The sequence below is a fragment of the Agriterribacter sp. genome, from assembly GCF_035445465.1.
Classification (GTDB): Bacteria; Bacteroidota; Bacteroidia; order Chitinophagales; family Chitinophagaceae; genus Agriterribacter.
In genome coordinates this window covers 96,774-114,884 of record NZ_DAOMQT010000014.1, presented here as the reverse complement: position 1 = coordinate 114,884, position 18,111 = coordinate 96,774, and the positions used below count along the sequence as shown (strand labels likewise).

11 protein-coding genes are annotated in these 18,111 nt (G+C 44.8%); 7 read left to right on the top strand and 4 right to left on the bottom strand.

What is annotated here, in order from left to right; translation table 11 throughout:
• Both PLE34_RS09755 and PLE34_RS09750 read right to left on the bottom strand, forming a co-directional pair.
• On the bottom strand, positions 1 to 1,124 hold a 1,124-nt coding region (locus tag PLE34_RS09755), incomplete at its 3' end, for a formimidoylglutamase (protein WP_324556303.1).
• A gap of 138 nt (positions 1,125 to 1,262) precedes the next feature.
• Entirely contained in the window at positions 1,263 to 4,379 is a 3,117-nt protein-coding gene (locus PLE34_RS09750) for a DUF5107 domain-containing protein (RefSeq protein ID WP_324556301.1), read from the bottom strand.
• Positions 4,380 to 4,635: 256 nt separating this feature from the next.
• Between PLE34_RS09750 and PLE34_RS09745 the strand changes: the two genes are divergently transcribed.
• From PLE34_RS09745 to PLE34_RS09730, 4 genes are all read left to right on the top strand, one after another.
• A complete protein-coding gene (locus PLE34_RS09745) occupies positions 4,636 to 6,201 on the top strand; it encodes a hypothetical protein (RefSeq protein ID WP_324556299.1) in 1,566 nt (521 codons plus the stop codon).
• A gap of 344 nt (positions 6,202 to 6,545) precedes the next feature.
• Entirely contained in the window at positions 6,546 to 8,678 is a 2,133-nt protein-coding gene (gene recG, locus PLE34_RS09740; RefSeq protein ID WP_324556297.1) for an ATP-dependent DNA helicase RecG, read from the top strand.
• Positions 8,679 to 8,735: 57 nt separating this feature from the next.
• The gene (locus PLE34_RS09735) at positions 8,736 to 12,380 is read left to right on the top strand and encodes a DUF7948 domain-containing protein (protein WP_324556295.1); all 3,645 of its coding nucleotides are present in this window, start codon (positions 8,736 to 8,738) and stop codon (positions 12,378 to 12,380) included.
• Between the two features lie 107 nt (positions 12,381 to 12,487).
• Entirely contained in the window at positions 12,488 to 13,597 is a 1,110-nt protein-coding gene (locus PLE34_RS09730; RefSeq protein WP_324556293.1) for a PorP/SprF family type IX secretion system membrane protein, read from the top strand.
• A gap of 39 nt (positions 13,598 to 13,636) precedes the next feature.
• On the opposite strand, the gene PLE34_RS09725 is transcribed toward PLE34_RS09730, so the two are convergent.
• Together PLE34_RS09725 and PLE34_RS09720 are read right to left on the bottom strand one after the other, a co-directional pair.
• Positions 13,637 to 14,392 (bottom strand): hypothetical protein, encoded by a 756-nt coding sequence (locus PLE34_RS09725; RefSeq protein WP_324556291.1) that lies wholly within the window; start codon positions 14,390 to 14,392, stop codon positions 13,637 to 13,639.
• 139 nt (positions 14,393 to 14,531) lie between these two features.
• The gene (locus PLE34_RS09720; protein ID WP_324556289.1) at positions 14,532 to 15,794 is read right to left on the bottom strand and encodes an aspartate kinase; all 1,263 of its coding nucleotides are present in this window, start codon (positions 15,792 to 15,794) and stop codon (positions 14,532 to 14,534) included.
• Between the two features lie 156 nt (positions 15,795 to 15,950).
• On the opposite strand from PLE34_RS09720, the gene PLE34_RS09715 reads away from it, so the two are divergent.
• From PLE34_RS09715 to PLE34_RS09705, 3 genes are all read left to right on the top strand, one after another.
• The gene (locus tag PLE34_RS09715) at positions 15,951 to 16,715 is read left to right on the top strand and encodes an ABC transporter ATP-binding protein (RefSeq protein WP_324556287.1); all 765 of its coding nucleotides are present in this window, start codon (positions 15,951 to 15,953) and stop codon (positions 16,713 to 16,715) included.
• A 30-nt stretch (positions 16,716 to 16,745) separates the two neighbouring features.
• Entirely contained in the window at positions 16,746 to 17,492 is a 747-nt protein-coding gene (gene bamJ / locus PLE34_RS09710; RefSeq protein WP_324556285.1) for a BamJ family beta-barrel-assembly machinery protein, read from the top strand.
• Between the two features lie 61 nt (positions 17,493 to 17,553).
• Positions 17,554 to 18,081, top strand: a complete 528-nt coding sequence (locus PLE34_RS09705) for a YfiT family bacillithiol transferase (RefSeq protein ID WP_324556283.1) — start codon at positions 17,554 to 17,556, stop codon at positions 18,079 to 18,081.
• Positions 18,082 to 18,111 lie beyond the last annotated feature (30 nt).

Below are 18,111 nucleotides of genomic sequence, written 5' to 3'. Positions count from 1 at the left end.
TCCTGCGCTCTCAGCCAGCGTTCGGGTATTTCATTGCTGCTGGCCTGGATATAATCCTGGTACGAACAGGCGATATAGGATTTATCCGGCAACTGCATCCACCAGCGGCCGGTTTTTTTACTTTGCAGGAACACCGTATCTATTTCGGCAAACGCTGTGTTGAATTCAAAGAAATTATCTCTCTCCGCCAGGAGCGCTTCATGCTTGCCCTGCCATTTTCCATCCACAAAATACCACAACATCTGCGCTATTTGTTTCGCGGTTAATTGCTGGATATCATTTTCCACCGTATAACCATAAATACCTATGGAATTGAGGTTGGGACTCATGCCTGCAAAACGGGTGAGCATGCAGGCCTGCTCGCCATCCAACCCATTGGGCGAAAGATAATTGGAAGGCGCCGCGGCATGCTGCAGCGCAGCAATATCAAAACTCAGCATATTCGTGTTGCGCAGCACGGGCTCCATCTCCTCCATATGTTCCTTTACAACACCCAACCGGTAACAATCAAAACGGAGCTTATCCATTGTTTCGAGCATATGCGGGTTTACAAAATAGCTCTGGAATGCAATATGATTATAATGCCTGATGAAATTGGGTTCGCCGGTTAATATTTCCATTAAGAAACTCCTGCTGCGCAAAGGATTATCCATATTCAGATCAATCAAACCGTCTACTACCGCGGCTTCAATAATATGGTTCAATACCTTGTACGCATCGTATTGGGCAAGGGTGAGATCGTGACTGCCTCCCAGAATAACTACTGTTTTCCCGATATGCAGCAGTTCACTTACCACGGTTCTCAGCGCCGCGTACGTGTCGGCTATGCCCGCACCCGATTTGATATTTCCTACATCTGCGATCCTGATATCTTTATGCCAGTAATACAAAGCATAAAACTGGCTGCGAATAACATCAGGACCGGCAGAATAGCTGTCTGAACCTTCGCCTCTTTGCTCGCCGCAACCTATCAATACCACATCGGCAATATCAAGGTCGGGCAACTCTTCTTCATACAATGCAATATGATTACCAATCTGTCCTTCTAAGTAACCCTCATCGTGCGATAAATGATACCGGTTAACCGGGTTTAAAAAATCAGTGATGTTTAGCACGTCACCCATAACAATGATTTTTACAAACCTACTGGTTCTGCAGCAAAAATCAGAGCAGAAACTTCTAACATGATGTGAAAAACCGGATAAGCGGCTGGTAAAAACACTTAGACGGACAACCGTAAAGCGCTATTTTACCTTTCGCAATCATTTTCCCGCAGCACGCAATGCTTCTAATATGCGTACGCCGGCATCCTTGCTTTCCCCGGGTAAAGCGGTAGCAGCACTCTTATTTTCAAACACTTCTTTGCTCCACTGCAGAACAGTAAGCAAATGAGGATAAGCCGCTATTTGCTGATCAATCCATTCAACAGCCTTTATTCTGTTTTCCCTTTTTTCAATTGCCCATGCCGATACCAGTGCGTTGGAAGGAATAAAATTGCTCACCGTATTGTCTATACGCGGGGTAAACTGCAAAATATGATCCAATAAAGCCTCGCCGCCTGCCTTCTTTAGCTGCCTGCCGCACAGGTATTCCATCCAGTCTTCCAAACGGCTGTCTATCTCATCATCATATGGTTTTCCCACCCCTAAGTTTTGTGGCCATAACCGCGACTGGCTGATAAATGTTAATGCTTTTTTGTAATTATTTTTTTGCATCTCCTGCAGCGCAAGCATCAGCTTCGCCTCGCGGTACAATGCTTTTCCTTCCGTAGCTCCTTCAAAGGGTATAATATTGAGCTTAGCCAGCACCCCATCGGCATCATTGTATTTTTTATTCAGCATCAGCGTTTTGGCATACAGCATACCCATAATGTATTGTTCTGGATGAGCCCTGTAGAAAGGGGCTATTACCGCTAATGCCGCGGCAGGTTGCTGGTGTTCTATATAATATTCGGTAAGCAGCTTATGGTACCGCCATTGTGCTTTATCAAGTAACAGGGCTTTTTGCAGATCACTCAAACATTGTGCGGTATCGCTCTCCTTAAAGATGGCGGAGCGCGTTGCATAAAACGGGGCGTAAGCAGGCTCATTGCCGCAGGACAGCAATAATCGTTTACACTCCGCTTCGCGGTTGCGATCTTTATATATCAATGCCAGTTGGTATTTCAGCAGCCAGTCGTTTTGCTGCTCCAGCAAGTGCTCCAGCACCATTGCCGTTTCTGAACGAAAAAGGAAAACCAGCTCAGGGTTTACCGCATCGCAATCTGCTTTTTTGTTTTGCAGAAATGCCAGCCAGAAAGCGGCTTCCGCACTTGCAGGGCTTAAGGAAAATACTTCCAGCGCTTTTTTCTTATAACCGGCATTATAATACCAGATAGCCAATTCGGCAAAGGTTTCGGCAGGCAATTCATTTCTCACTAAGGAAGTAAATGTCTTTTTAGTCTCTTCCGTTTGTTGCCAGAGATGTTTTTCAAAACGGGCGAAATGATTCAGCGGATCGTACGATAAAATGGCTTGCAGCACCGCGCCGGCTTTTGCCGCTTCATTGTTGTTGCGCAATGCAGCAGCCTGCAGCATCAGGGCATCAATATTATACCGGTTGAAATCAACTGCTTTTGCAGCATAGGCGATGGCTTTATCAAAATCTTTTTCTTTGCTATATAACCTGCTGAGCGCAGTATACGCTGCGCTCCTGTATTCAGGCGTAAGCGAGGCAATACTGAACCCGTCCTTTGCATCGGCTATATTACCCAATTGCGCATTAATGATACCATAATAGTAATTCGCATCGCCTGCGTGGGTGTCAATGCTTAATGCCCGGGCGGCTAATTGCAGCGCTTCGGTATAGCGCATGTTGCGGTACAGGAGCTCAGCCATTTTTACCAGGGCGGGAAGATAATTACTGTCTTTGCTTAAAGCCCCGGTAAGTTTTTCTTCAGCGGCTCCATACATCTTCTGATCCATATATTCCTTTCCCTGTATGTACAAACCATAGGCAGTATTCCAGTTGAAGTTTACAGGAGATGTTGCCGGCCGGCTGAGCGCTTCAAATTCCGGATCACTATGGTATACCAGCTTATTAGTACCCAGTGAGGCGGCAATGTCATTTGCGTTTATGCTTACCTGTAAGGAGTCTGCAAACACCTGCAACGGCGCCAGGTTCAGCACCCTGCTGTATATTGTTTTCTCCCCTGTTTTCACCACCAAAGTATCAGCAACAAACTGCGCCGCGGAAAAGTATATTTTCAGAAAACCGTTTTCATACTTTATGTTGAGTGCACCATATGCATTGGCCTGACCGATGCCCTGCGTTTGTGATACGGGATACCAGTATTCCTTCCAGGTATCTGTGGCATAGGGAGCAAAGCCAATATGCTTAAAGGGGGTAAACGTACTTGGAGATGAGTTTTGATTAAAGAGCCTTCCCGATTGAATTTCTACATATTGTCCATCGGTATCGGTGAGCAGTTTTTCCCAGATCATACCCTGTTGCGATAAGCCCCAGATCCAGATCTTTCTGCCTGCCTTATCATCGTATGTGCCATAACGCACCATGCCGGTATTATCATCATGCCAGTAGGCTCCAAAAAAATCAGCCGGTTTTCCAAACACGTGATAGGATTTGTATCCTCCAAAATTATTCTCTTCATAAAAACTGATCTTTTTACCGTTGGTTTTATTTACCGGCCAATCTGCATATTCTCCATTATGACCGATATACTTTGTACCGGGGAAAATAAATTCTAAGTTACCTTTTGCTTTAATACCGAGGTTCATCCAGTGGTAATAGGGCTGTTCAACGGGAGTGGAGTTGTACCAGAAAGACTGCGTGGTAAAATAGGCCTTATCTTTAGGGAGATTGATCTCTATCCGCCAGTCGCTTCTTGTTAACAGGTCTAATACGCCAATAATGCAGCTTACGCTTCCGTCATCGTTTGTGCGTGTTATATAATCAACAGGCGTGGCATTGGAAGGTGTATGGCCAATAATACCATAATTGGGTTCCAGTCCGCCGCTCGTCCATGGGCCGCGCATAGCAATATCACGGAACTTTACCGTGTGGTTATGATAGATAAATGATTTCCCGGATCCTTTTTCTATCGCCGCCCAAATCTTCCCTCCGATTTCAGGTGTGATGAGCACTTTAATATAGTCGTTCTCCAGTTCAACGATCTTCCATTGTTTTTGCTGAGGCTTATCGGTAAATCCGTCATAACGGAAATACGGGTACACAGGCGAAAGCAGCGGCATGGGATTCGGATCTGAAAATCCATAGGTAGGAAACGGCTGCATATATTCCTTCACCGTAGCCGGCTGCTGTGCCATTCCCATCATTATCGCGAGGCAAAAAAACAACAAAGTCATAAAAGGCTTTCTCATGGAACAATCATTTAAAAAGGCTTAAATACTAAAATTAGGAAAAACACTTCCATTAAAACACAGCAATCGTTTGTGTGATTTAAAGTTTCCCGGCTTATACATACATCGCACTGGCTCTTGCATAATAAAACTGTTATGTGCCGTAATAAAACCGTTGTAATAAGAAGTTTTTGGATATTTACACAAACAACCGGGCTTGCCCAATGGTCAGCGTTATGAATACCCCTAAAAACAAACGATTCAAAAAGCATGTAATATGACCATACGACCGCAGCTTTTTATATTTTTATTCTCCCTGCCGGTACTTTTATGCACTGCCATTTTCGTTCCTGCTCAAAATAGCCCTTTGGTGAGGATAACGCCAAAAGCATTATCCGCCGGCATGATCAATAATCCCGCATTTACAGAAAATGCAAAAGGCGAAAACTTCTGCTGGCATGCCCGGGTGGGAATGGATCAGTATGTAGAAAACTTTCAACTCACCGGAGATACAGCATGGTTAGATGCCGGAATAGCATACTACGACTTTCTGATTAGCAGGATGGACACCGATCCGGACGGATACAGCGGATGGATTGGCCCATACGCTTATGACGAAAGATATTGGCAGGACGCGCTTGTAGGCGACGCCATTCTGATGACAGGGATCCTTGATTTCTGCGTTCTGGTTTTGGAAAATGATTCCCTGAAAAAAATATATGCCGGCAAAGCCAACTCCTATGTTGAAATAGCTGAAAAAGATTTTGCAGAGAAGTGGGACAAAAGAGGAACATGGTATGAAGATGGTTCATATGGCGCTTATACCGGCTTCAGCAAGTTTTTAAAACCCGGTAATCTAAAAGAGTGGATATACAACCCTGCGGCTAACCGGGCCGGTGTTAGCCACCCGTTTAATAAACAGTTGGATGCCGGGCAGGTTTACCTGCGGCTTTACCGCATTACAGGCAGTACAGCTTACAGAAACAGGGCGGAAAGGATCTTTTTCACATTAAAAAGTCATTTCCAATACTTTGACGATCACTATTGCTGGAACTATTTTGACCCGCTCACCCCCGGCGATATTGATGCAGAAAAGAAAGATACACGCCATGGCGTTTGGGTTCATCCCTGGCGTTCGGGTTACCAGGCCGGCGATGTAGAAAAAATTACCGAAGCTTATCATTATGGAATTGTCTTTAGTGAACAAGACATACAAAGGATCATCAATACCAACCTGAATGTGATGTGGAATAAGGATAAGGAAAATCCAAAATTCATTAATTCAAACGGACTGGGTGCGGATAATGATACTACGGGCATTGCAGCATTCAAGCAGGCTTACGGGCATTCAGCAGCTTCAAAGAATGCGGGTGAACTCTGGACAGGCCTGCTCGACTTTGACCAAACCATACGCGACCTGTATGAACTGCGGTTCAGAGGAGGCAAACATGCGATTGAGCGTTTACGTTATGAAAACACCGTGCTTAAGAATCCTCCCGGCTTTAAAAGAAAATATGCTAAAGGAAAAGTTACCATACCCGAAATGCACTTTACAGAGAGTAAGGAACTCTACCTTGCCACTGTACTTCCGCATATCATCACAAAAAAAGAAAGATCGGTGATCATATGCAAATCATGGATACCCGGGAAATTGCAGGTAGACCTGTATTCAGTAACAGGTAAAAAAATCACTAACTTATATACAGGCACAACAGGAGAAGAAACCTTTATGATACGCTGGGACGGGAAAGACCCGTTGGGCAAAGTAAACTATACGGGAGATTATAAGATACGCTGGACAACAGGATCAGGATACCGGGAATTTCCTGTTACCATTTTATGAATAAACAACAAGTTTATGAATAAGCAACAAGCTAGTAGTCAACAGCTTCCACTTTCCTATCTTCAATGCTGTCAATAACCTGGTGCAGGCTCGGGTAAAGTAATTGTACATTTCCTTTTCTAATAGGCTTGCCATTGTGTTCATGTTTTCACAAATTTGCTTTTTAAAAATGACAGTTTAAAACGGGATTCGATGGGAACTGATACATGATGATAAAATATACCGCTATATGCCTGATGACAGGTCCTGTATGACAAAAAATAAACATGCTGCACTTTGCAACGCCAATGATTACCACGTTCTATCACATTACTCATTTCCCATAACTTCCGCTTTCCTTACATTTGCCCCTAAAGCCCGGTTGTATCAGTCAGCTCAGTTCCATATTATCTAATCCCATCGAATACCTTAAAGGCGTGGGCCCGCTAAAAGGCGATCTGCTTAAAAAAGAGCTGAACATTTTTACTTTCAACGACCTGCTGGAACATTTTCCTTACCGGCATATAGATAAAACGGAAATAAAAAAGATCGGCGATATTACACCGGCTATGGATTTTATCCAGGTAGCCGGTAAAATCGTTTCCTGCGAAATGATGGGTGAAAAAAGAGGAAAGCGCTTGGTAGCCGAATTAAGGGATGATACGGGATCCCTTGAACTCACCTGGTTCCAGGGCATTAGCTGGATACAAAAAAATATCCATGTAGGTCAGTCCTACCTGGTTTTTGGAAAGCTGTCTTACTTCATGGGCAGCCCACAGATCACCCATCCGGAAACCGAGCTGTTTACGCCCGAAAAAAAAGAAGGTAAAAATTATCTTGAACCGGTTTATCCCGCTTCGGAAAAATTAAAAGTAAGAGGACTCAACGGCAGGCAAATAGGTAAGCTAACGCAAACGCTTATTGAACTGCTGCATGAAAAAGATCTGCCTGAAAATATACCTGATACTATCATTAAGGAATTGCAGCTTCTGCCCCGGTATAACTCCTATATAAATATCCATTTCCCTGCTAATACCGAAATGTATGAGAAAGCCCTGGCACGGTTAAAATTTGAAGAATTTTTCCTGGCGCAGGTACGGCTCGGACTGATCCGCTTCGGCCGCCACCATTATTCAAAAGGCATCATATTCAGCAGGGTGGGTGAACTGTTTCATGGCTTTTATAAAAACCATCTGCCTTTTGAATTAACCGGCGCGCAAAAAAGGGTATTGAAAGAGATCAGGCAGGACACGGCAAGAGGATTCCAGATGAACCGGTTGCTGCAGGGGGATGTAGGTAGCGGCAAAACCATTGTGGCCCTGCTTTGCATGTTGCTGGCCGCAGATAATGGTTACCAGAGCTGCATGATGGCGCCTACAGAAATTTTAGCCCGGCAGCATTACGATAACATAAGCCAGCTTTTAAAAGGAATGCCCGTTGAAACGGCGTTACTCACCGGATCAACGCCAAAGGCTAAACGAAAAGAAATACTGGCGAAAGCCGCAGATGGAAGTCTTCATATACTAACGGGCACGCATGCCCTCATTGAAGACCAGGTACAGTTTCACAAGCTCGGATTCGCCGTAGTAGATGAACAACACCGTTTTGGCGTGGCGCAAAGGGCAAAGCTGTGGGAGAAAGGTGAAGTTCCGCCGCATGTACTGGTAATGACGGCAACGCCTATCCCCAGAACCCTGGCCATGACGGCCTATGGCGACCTGGATTACAGCATCATGGATGAGCTTCCCCCGGGAAGAATACCCATTACTACCGTTCACCGCTATGAAACTGCCCGGTCGCAGGTAATGGATTTTATAAAAGCCGAAATTCAAAAAGGCAGGCAGGCCTATATCATTTTTCCGCTGATAGAAGAAAGTGAAAAGCTCGATTATGAAAACCTGATGAAAGGTTATGAAAATGTGAAAGCGTATTTCCCCGAACCGAAATACTGGATAAGCATGGTGCACGGAAAAATGAAAGCGGCCCAGAAAGATGCGAACATGCAACGTTTTGTACAAAAGGATACTCAGATCATGGTATCCACCACCGTTATTGAAGTGGGTGTAAACGTGCCGAATGCAACCGTTATGGTTATTGAAAGCGCCGAAAAATTCGGTTTATCGCAACTGCATCAGTTGCGCGGAAGAGTAGGCAGGGGTGGCGAAAAAAGCTATTGTATCTTATTAACCGGCAATAAGTTAAGTGCCGATGCACGGGAGCGGTTGAAAATGATGTGCGCCACGAATGATGGTTTTGCCATAGCCGAAAAGGATCTTGAGATACGCGGACCCGGCGATATTGAGGGTACCCGGCAAAGCGGAATGCTCAATTTTAAATTAGCAAGCATTGTGCAGGATAAACATTTGTTAGATTTAGCTAAAAAACATGCGGAAAGCATCTTAAATGAAGATCCGGAACTGGATTTAGCAGTTAACCAGAAGTTAAAAAACTATCTTCAGCAGCAAAAAGGACAAACCCTCTGGAGTAAGATATCGTAAATGTGTAATTAAGGGTAAATTCGCATTATAAATCTGTACATTTAATAGAAACTACCATTGACATCTAAATCCTACATATTTCTTATCTGGTTATTATTATGCAGTGTGCTGGCGGCTTCCGCCCAGCAGGCAGTAGAGTTTACAGAAAACAGGGGCCAGTGGAACAATAGCGTTTTATTCAGGGGAGAAATTAATAACGGCGCCTTTTTTCTTCAGCGAAACGGGTTTACCGTACTACTGCATAATGAAGATGACATGCAACAGCTTGCTGAGCAAATTCACGGACATGCGGCTGAAGGGCAAACAGATCACAACACCAGCAAGAGAACCGCCCATCCCCGCCCCGGCCATGGCAATCAGCCGGATCCCAACACCGGCATGGCTTTACGCTCACATGCCTATGCCATGCGCTTTGCCGGAGCTGATACCAATGCAACCGTAATAAGTGAGAAACCAATAAACTCCTATGAAAATTATCTTACCGGCAATGACCCTGCCCAATGGGCCGCCAATTGCAGGATATTCCAGGCGGTTACCTATAAAAATATCTACCCCAATATTGACGTGCGGTATTATGCGCAGAGCGGACAGTTAAAATATGATATCATTGTTTACCCTGGGGCAAACATCAATGATATTGTTATGCAATATGAAGGTGCCGATAAGCTACAGATCAGGAACCGGGAATTGTATATTAAAACCTCTGTTGGCGATGTTAAAGAACTATCGCCCTATTCTTATCAGGTTAACGATGCAGGGAAAAATGAGCTGGACTGCAGGTATGTACTCGAAGGAAAGGACAAGGTTAAATTTAAAGTAAAGCAATACGATCCTTCCCGAATATTAGTTATAGACCCCACGCTTATATTTGCCACTTTTACAGGAAGCACTTCAAGCCAGTGGGGATTTACCGCAACCTACGCGGCAGACGGAAGCTTATACTCCGGCGGCATTGTTTTTGGAGCCGGCTTCCCGGCATCAACCGGCGCTTTTCAAACCAGTTATAATGGGGGATCAGGTAACGAAGCCTTTGATATTGGTATCATGAAATTCAACAGCAGCGGTACCAACAGGATGTATGCTACTTATATAGGTGGTGGCGGCGCCGATCAGCCCCACAGCCTCATAGAAGACAGTCAGGGCAACCTTGTGATACTGGGCAGAACCAATTCCGCTAATTATCCTTTGCAGCCGCAGGATAATAAATTGGGGGTTGGCGGCGGGTTCGACATTGTGGTTACCAAGCTCAACGCCTCGGGAACCACGCTTATCGGATCAAAGAGAATTGGCGGTTCAAATGCGGATGGCGTTAATATATCTACCTCCCGGTCGCCCAACAGCCTGTCCGTTTTTTACGGTGATGATTCAAGAAGCGAGATAATACTGGATGATAATGATAATATCTATCTCGCCAGCTGCACCCAGTCCAATAATTTCCCCACAACTGCCGGCGCATCACAAACCAGCCTGGGTGGAAAGCAGGATGGCGTATTAATGAAAATAGCTCCCGATGTGGGAACAGTATTGTTCAGCACCTTATTTGGCGGCATTGAAGACGATGGTACTTTTGTTCTTGCGCTTCATCCCCAAAACAATAATATTTATGTGGGCGGGTCAACAAGAAGCAACAACCTGCCAGGCGTGCCCGCTACAGGGGTAATAGCATCTTCCTACCAGGGCGGTACGGCAGATGGGTTCATAGCCATTTTTAGTAACTCAGGCACTTTACAACGAGCTACCTACATGGGCACCAACAGCATGGACGCCATATATGGTTTAAAGTTTGATCCCAGTGGATTTCCGTATATAACAGGCGTTACTTTGGGAACCTGGCCGGTTAGCCCCGCAGGCATATACAATAACCCGGGAACAAAACAGTTCATTGTAAAAATGCAGCCCAACCTTTCGGCAAGCGTTTATTCAACCGTATTTGGCAGCGGAACGGCAACGTATAATATTTCACCGGTGGCCTTTGCTGTAGACAAATGCGAAAATGTATATGTAGCAGGATGGGGTGGCAGATTATCACCTTCGGCGGATGACCAGTTTCACACTTCGGGAACGTTTGGAATGCCAACGAAGGATTGCAATGTACTGCCCAACGGATGTACTACCGATGGCAGCGACTTTTACTTTTTTGTACTGGAAAAAGATGCGCAGGATATACTATTTGGCGCTTTTTACGGGCAAAAAGGAGGGTTTGGAGACCACGTGGACGGCGGCACCAGCCGCTTCGATGCCAACGGGGTAATTTACCAGGCAATTTGTGCGGCCTGCTTTATCAGCAATTTTCCCGGAACTACATTCCCTGTAACGCCTGGCGTATGGCGGCCAAGGTCGGGGAACCCAAAGGAATGTAATCTTGCAGCCGTTAAAATTGAAATGGACTTTTCAGGCGTTACCAATGGCCTCCGGACAACTATCGAGGGCAAAGCCTACAGGGATTATGGCTGTGTGCCGGTTACGGTAGATTTTTTAGATACTTTGCAAAAAGGAAAAACATACCTGTGGGATTTCGGTGATGGTAATACAGCTACCACAACTACACCGGGCACCAGTCATACGTATAACGTTGTTGGTTCTTATAACGTAAGACTTATCTCTGTAGATTCCAGCAAATGTATTATAAGCGATACGGCATATACTACCATCAGGGTACGAACAGACAGGGCGATAATAGGCGCTACCGCTGACAAGCTGCTTCCCTGCGAAAGCCTTAATTTTGAGTTTACGAATACATCGGTGGCGCCACCGGGCAAACCTTTCCAGGGCGCCATTTTTACCTGGGATTTTGGCGATGGATCGGCTCCCGTAACGACCGGAACCGGTAATATAAAGCATGAATTTCCTGCACCAGGTACTTATCACGTAAAGCTTTCACTTGCCGACACCAATTATTGTAACGCACCCGATACCTTTACGCTTACCATGCGTGTGGCCCCTAACGTTAAGGCGCGCTTCGACACGCCTCCCGAAGGGTGCGTGCCACACCATGCGGTATTTGATAATACTTCGGAGGCCGGTCAATTATTTTACTGGGACTTTGGTGATGGCAGCACTTCAAACGAGTTTGCCCCGGAACACGAATACACTTCTGTAGGCACTTACAGGGTAAAATTAATAGTAGTGGATTCCATGACCTGCAATAAATCCGATTCCGCATTTTTTACGATCAATGTGCGGCCTATACCAACAGCAGGCTTTACTTTCAGCCCTGTGCCACCATTGGAAAATACGCCAACCGCTTATACCAATACATCTATGAACGCCGTAAGCTATAAATGGTATTTTGGCGATGGAGATACTTCTGCACTGGCTAACCCTGTGCACCAGTTTAATATGAACGGCGACTTCAATACCTGCCTCATTGCATACAACCAGTATGGCTGCCCTGATACGGTTTGCCAAACCGTGTCGGCAATCGTATCTCCTTTAATCGCCGTAGCCAATGCCTTTTCGCCCAACGGAGATGGCGTAAACGATAAAGTGTATGTTAGGGGATATGCTATCGGGAAAATGGTTTTCCGGATTTACAACAGGTGGGGACAATTGGTATATCAATCAACAGACCGCAACCAGGGCTGGGATGGAAAATATAAAGGTGTGCTGCAACCTATGGATGCATACGCCTATACATTAGAAGTAGAATTTACGGATGGAAGCAAAGCAACCAAAAAGGGAGATATTACGTTGCTGAGATAGGGGAGGAATTTGAGATTTGAAATTTAAGATTTTACAAGGCTGCACTAATTGCCTGGAGATTGACGCATATAAAGGAGATTACTGACATGGTATTACCAGCTTTAAATATGATATACAGGAAATACTCAGATGCAGCAGGTGTTGGGGCACAGTGCCCTGCTAAGCGCAACCGTAAAAACGGAAGAGGCTTCGCATTCCTGTTGCTGGTGAGTACCGGCATATTAAATGTGCTGCCCGCTTTTGTTGGTGCGCAGGATTTACACTTTTCCCAATTCTTCAATTCCCCTTTGACCACTAACCCGGCCAATACTGGTTTTTTGCCGGAGAACGATTACCGCCTCGGCGCTAATTACCGCCAGCAATGGGCAAGCCTCCCCGCCCAATTTAAAACCATGAGTATTTTTGGAGATGCCCAGGTATTCCGCGACAGGTTTGAATCGGGCTGGGTAGGCCTCGGTGGTGTAATACTGCGCGATGTTGCCGGCAGCGGCAATCTCACTTCCACCAAAGTTTACGGTTCCGCCGCCTACCATCAAATGCTGGGCAGCACAGGATTACTTTCCCTGGGCTTTAACCTGGGCTGGGCAAATAAAAGAGTAGATGTAACCAAGTTTACATTCGATAACCAGTGGAACGGGAAATTTTTTGATGCGGGCGCCCCGAGCGGAGAAAACTTCGCGGCAACCAGTATCAACTACTTAGATGTGCAGGTTGGCCTGAATTACGCTTATTTTCCAACCGATAATATTTACCTCCATGCAGGTGTATCAGTGCACCATGTAAACGCACCAAAAGAATCTTTCTTCAACAGCGCTGCCGGATATGATAACGCCATAGCCCGCAGATACATTGCTTTTGCCGATGCGGTACTTAAAGTGAACGACAGGGTAATTGTAAGTCCGGGCGCCTATTTCACCACACAGGCAAAGGCAAAAGAACTTACATTGGGACTTCACGCTAATTATAATTTATCGGGTGATGGTGAAAAACAGGTGATCGGGGGCCTGTATTACCGGGGAAGTGATGCCGTTATTCCAATGATCGGCTTTCAATGGAAATCAGTAAGGCTCATGTTCTCTTACGATGCTACTACCTCTTCTCTTAAAAACTATAACAATATGCGGGGAGCATCCGAGTTTGCCTTATTATATAATGGCTACTACAACCAGTATAACCAAAGCCTGCGGCAAATGCAATGCCCCGTGCCACGGTTTTAGCAACTTACCACTTACCACTTACTACTTACTACTTACCACTTATATCAGCTCTCCTTCATCCTCCCCCGCTCCATTAAACTGCATTTTAAATTCCCCCTTCCCCTCAAAGTACTGTTCATATTTTTCCCTGTATCTTTTAGTAACTTTTTTTGGTTGCTTTACACCATTGATATACAGATCTCCATCTTTAATTTCTATGGAATACGGTTTCCCCTTTTCAATCAGTCCGTCTTTTTCAAGATCATTCATAAATGCTTTCCACTGCTGTAACGAAACCCTCGCCTTCTGCAAACCATGGGCAGCATTTTGCAGGTTTATTTTAAGGTGGTGATCAATATCGAAATGCATTTGTTTCAGTTGCTCGTTGGCTGTTACCCGTGCATTGTTCAACTGTACCTTTAGCTGATCTAATTGAATATTGTTTTCAAGCAATAACTGTTTATTTACATCCGCTAAAGCACGTCTTGTATCTTTTTCTACCCTGCTCCAGTTTGTATTCCTGAGCTCCGCTTCCAGCTTTTTTAAACTGTATTCAACATTTCTCAAAGCCTTTTCGATGGCCTGGTCGTTCAGTTCCTTATCCAAAACGGGTCTATCATCCAGGGTGCTTCCCTCCGGTCTTGTTTTTTGGGGGATGCTGTCTTTGAAGACGAAAGATGCTGTCTGAACCTGGTGAAAGCTGCGAAAAGGGCCGCCCTCCTTTCCGCCGTATGCAAATGAAAAAGATACTACTAACAGGCAAATGACCAAAAGACCAAAGCCATATTTACCGTGGATGGAAGTACGGGGTAACATAACTGCAATATTTAAAAGATGATCAATTACGATTAATTTCGTACAATATTACGATAAACTTCGTAATAACAAAAAAAGTAAGATTATTTTTTTCTTTCAGCTCTGTTAAGAAAACAGGAACAATGCTGCCGCAAGCTTTTTACCGAAGTAAAAACTGCACCGTTTGTCCGGATTGTTGTTGCAGTACTATATTTTTCCCTTCAGTCATTTCTGCCACGGCTTTGGGGGTATAATGCCGGATGGTTAATAAGCTGAGCTGCTTTTCTACCTGCACGCCAAAAATTGCTGCGGCCGCCACAGCCAACTGGTTTACTTTATCTTCCCTGTCATCTGTGCAAACCATCAATATTACCGCACCAGTTTGTATAAGGTTGGCCGTAATACTTTTTTCGGCAAGTAAATGGTAAAGCTGTGAGATGGCGTTCCCTTCAATAAACGAAAAATCCTTAGAATGTAAATGAAGCAGGGCCTGGTTATCTTTCAATATGATTACCGGTGGCAGGTTTTTTATTGCTTTATGCTGTATAACCGTTCCGGGTAATGACGGGTCAGAAAAACATTTTACCAATAGCGGGATGGCCTTGTTTTCTAATGGCTTAATGGTTTTAGGATGTAGCACCTGCGCGCCGTAGTAAGCCATCTCAATAACTTCATCATAGTTCAGCTCATGCATTACAACAGCGGAAGGAAATGTTTTGGGATCGGCATTCATAATGCCAGGCACATCTTTCCAGATAGTAACCGCTCTGGCATCCAGCAGGTTGCCAAAAACTGCGGCGCTGTAATCGCTGCCTTCCCTTCCCAGGGTAGTGCTTTCATTTTCGTCTGTAGCGCCAATAAAGCCCTGCGTGATAACCATCTCATATTCATCAAAAACAGGAAGTATTTTTTCCCTGATGTTTTTTCCGGTAACCTGCCAGTCAATCGCGGCATTCCTGAAATGATCATCGGTTCTGAAAACATCCCTTACGTCTATCCATTTATTAGGTATTCCCTTTTCGCTAAGGTATGCACTGATAATAGTGGTGGAAAGCAACTCGCCAACACATACGATCTGGTCGTAGTAATAATCAAAATCCCTGGCAGGCTCATCATGCAGGGTCCATTCCACTTCCGTAAAAAGCTGCGAAAGCCGGGCATCCGTTTCATTTGCACTTGCAACAAGCAAATATTTGGCGGTATTTAAATGCTGCTTTTTGATATACTCAAACAATTCAAGGGCCTCTTCCTTCCGGTTATTATAAAATGCATCGGTAACTTTTTCCAGCGCATTGGTTGTTTTTCCCATAGCGGAAATAACCACTACTTTTTTATCGTTAGGGTATAAGTGCAGCAGCGTCGCAAGCGCTTTGATCCTGTCTGCACTATTTACGCTGGCGCCGCCGAATTTAAATACTTTCATTCCGTGCTGTTATTTGCTCATGAAATAGAATACGCAAAGATAGCTGTATGCCTTCCTCCCGCTGCAGGGTTTCAAAAGAAAATACCTGGGGCATTCCCATCGTGCGCTTGTGTTAAATAATTTGTCATAATCCTTAACTGTATTATCTTGCCGTTCATGTACAGAAAAGAAGTGATTACCGTAAAGAACCTGGTAAAAAACTATGGCCATTTTGAAGCGGTAAAAGGCATTAGCTTTAGTGTGAATGAAGGAGAGATATTCGGGTTACTGGGGCCGAATGGCGCCGGCAAATCTTCCACGCTCGAAATCATGGAAACACTTCGCAAAAAAACGAGCGGTGAAGTAATTATAGATGGCTACGATCTTGATAAACACGCAGATAAAATAAAAAGGATCATCGGGGTGCAGTTACAATCTTCGGGGTTTTACCCCGGTCTTAACCTTACCGAACTGATCGCCTTATTCGGCGGCTTATATAATGAACCCGTTAACGCCACCCAATTGCTGCAATTGGTTGATCTTGAAGATAAAGCGAAGAACAAATACAAAGAGCTCAGCGGCGGACAAAAGCAACGGTTTTCCATTGCCACTACCCTGATCAATAAACCCAGGGTTATTTTTTTAGATGAGCCTACAACAGGACTTGATCCGCATGCGCGCAGGAACCTCTGGGACCTGATAAGGGATATCCGTTCAAAAGGCGCTACCATCATTATAACCACCCATTATATGGATGAGGCGGAAATACTTTGCGACAGGGTTGCTATTATGGACCAGGGAAAGATCATTGCCATGCATTCGCCCGATCAGTTGATTGATGATCTTGTGGCATCGGGCTTTGAACGGCCCAAAGAAGTAAAAAAGGCCAATTTGGAAGATGTATTCATTCATCTTACAGGACACGCTTTGCGAAATGAATAAAAATCTAAAAAATACAATTAAACAAATAACATGAGCAGCAGGATTTTAAAAAGTATTACCTACAGCGCAGTTACCATTACCCTGGTTAGTTCAATGACGGCGTGTTCGTCTGTTAAGGAAATGGCTGCCGATACTTCCCATATTGTATTTGCTGAGGCCAAGCCGAAAGCGCCGGTATTATCCAGCGCATTAGACAGCCTGAGCTATGCACTGGGTATGATAGACGCTACTTTCTTTAAATCGCAGGGGGTAGATACCATTAATTATGCTTTAATGAACAAAGGATTTGATGAAGTTTTAAAAGAGAAAAATACATTATTAACCAGTCAACAGGCAGATATGACAGTAAGAGAACAACTACAGGCATTCATGCGCAAAAAATCGCAGGGCGCTATTGATGAAGGTGAAAAATTTTTGGCCGAAAATAAAAAAAGAGAAGGGGTGAAAGTTACCCCCAGCGGTCTTCAATATGAAGTGCTGCATTTGGGAACCGGCCCCAGGCCAGCAGATACGAGCACGGTAAAAGTGCATTACGAAGGGTTTTTGATCAATGGTAAGAAGTTCGACAGTTCCCGCGACAGGGGCGAACCCATTTCCTTTGCATTGAACCAGGTAATTAAAGGCTGGACGGAAGGCGTACAATTAATGCCCGTAGGCTCCAGGTTTAAGTTTTACATTCCCTATACCTTAGGCTATGGCGAACAGGGTGCCGGGGGCGCCATACCCGGCGGCGCAGCGCTTGTTTTTGATGTGGAGCTGATTGATATTGTGAATTAATGAGTGGTAAGTGGTGAGTAATAAGTAGTAAGGGTAGCCGGTATCGTTATAACTCCATATTATGGCAGCAGATAAACGTTATCCAATAGGACAGTACATACCTAAGCCTTTTTCGGAACAAAGGAAAGAAGCCCGGATTGCTGATATCGGGCGCCTGCCGCAATTGCTTGAAAACGCCCTGCTCAATTTAGATGAACAGCAATTGCAAACGCCCTACAGGGAAGGGGGATGGACCGTACAGCAATTGGTGCATCATGTAGCCGACAGCCACATCAATGCTTATTGCCGGTTTAAGCTGGGTGCTACGGAAAGCAATCCGCAAATAAAACCTTATGATGAAAAATTGTGGGCCGAACTGCCTGATGTGCAGCACCTGCCGGTAAATATTTCTATTACGCTTCTGCACGCGCTTCATGCCCGGTGGCATTACCTGTTAGAAAAGTTTACTATACGGGATTGGGAAAGGACAGTATTTCATCCCGAACAAAAAAGAACAATAACGCTTTGGGAAATGCTGGGCAGCTATGCCTGGCATGGCAAACATCATACGGCACATATAACCACGCTAAGAGAAGAAAAACATTGGTGATTCCTCCAACCACACATCTTATCCCCTACA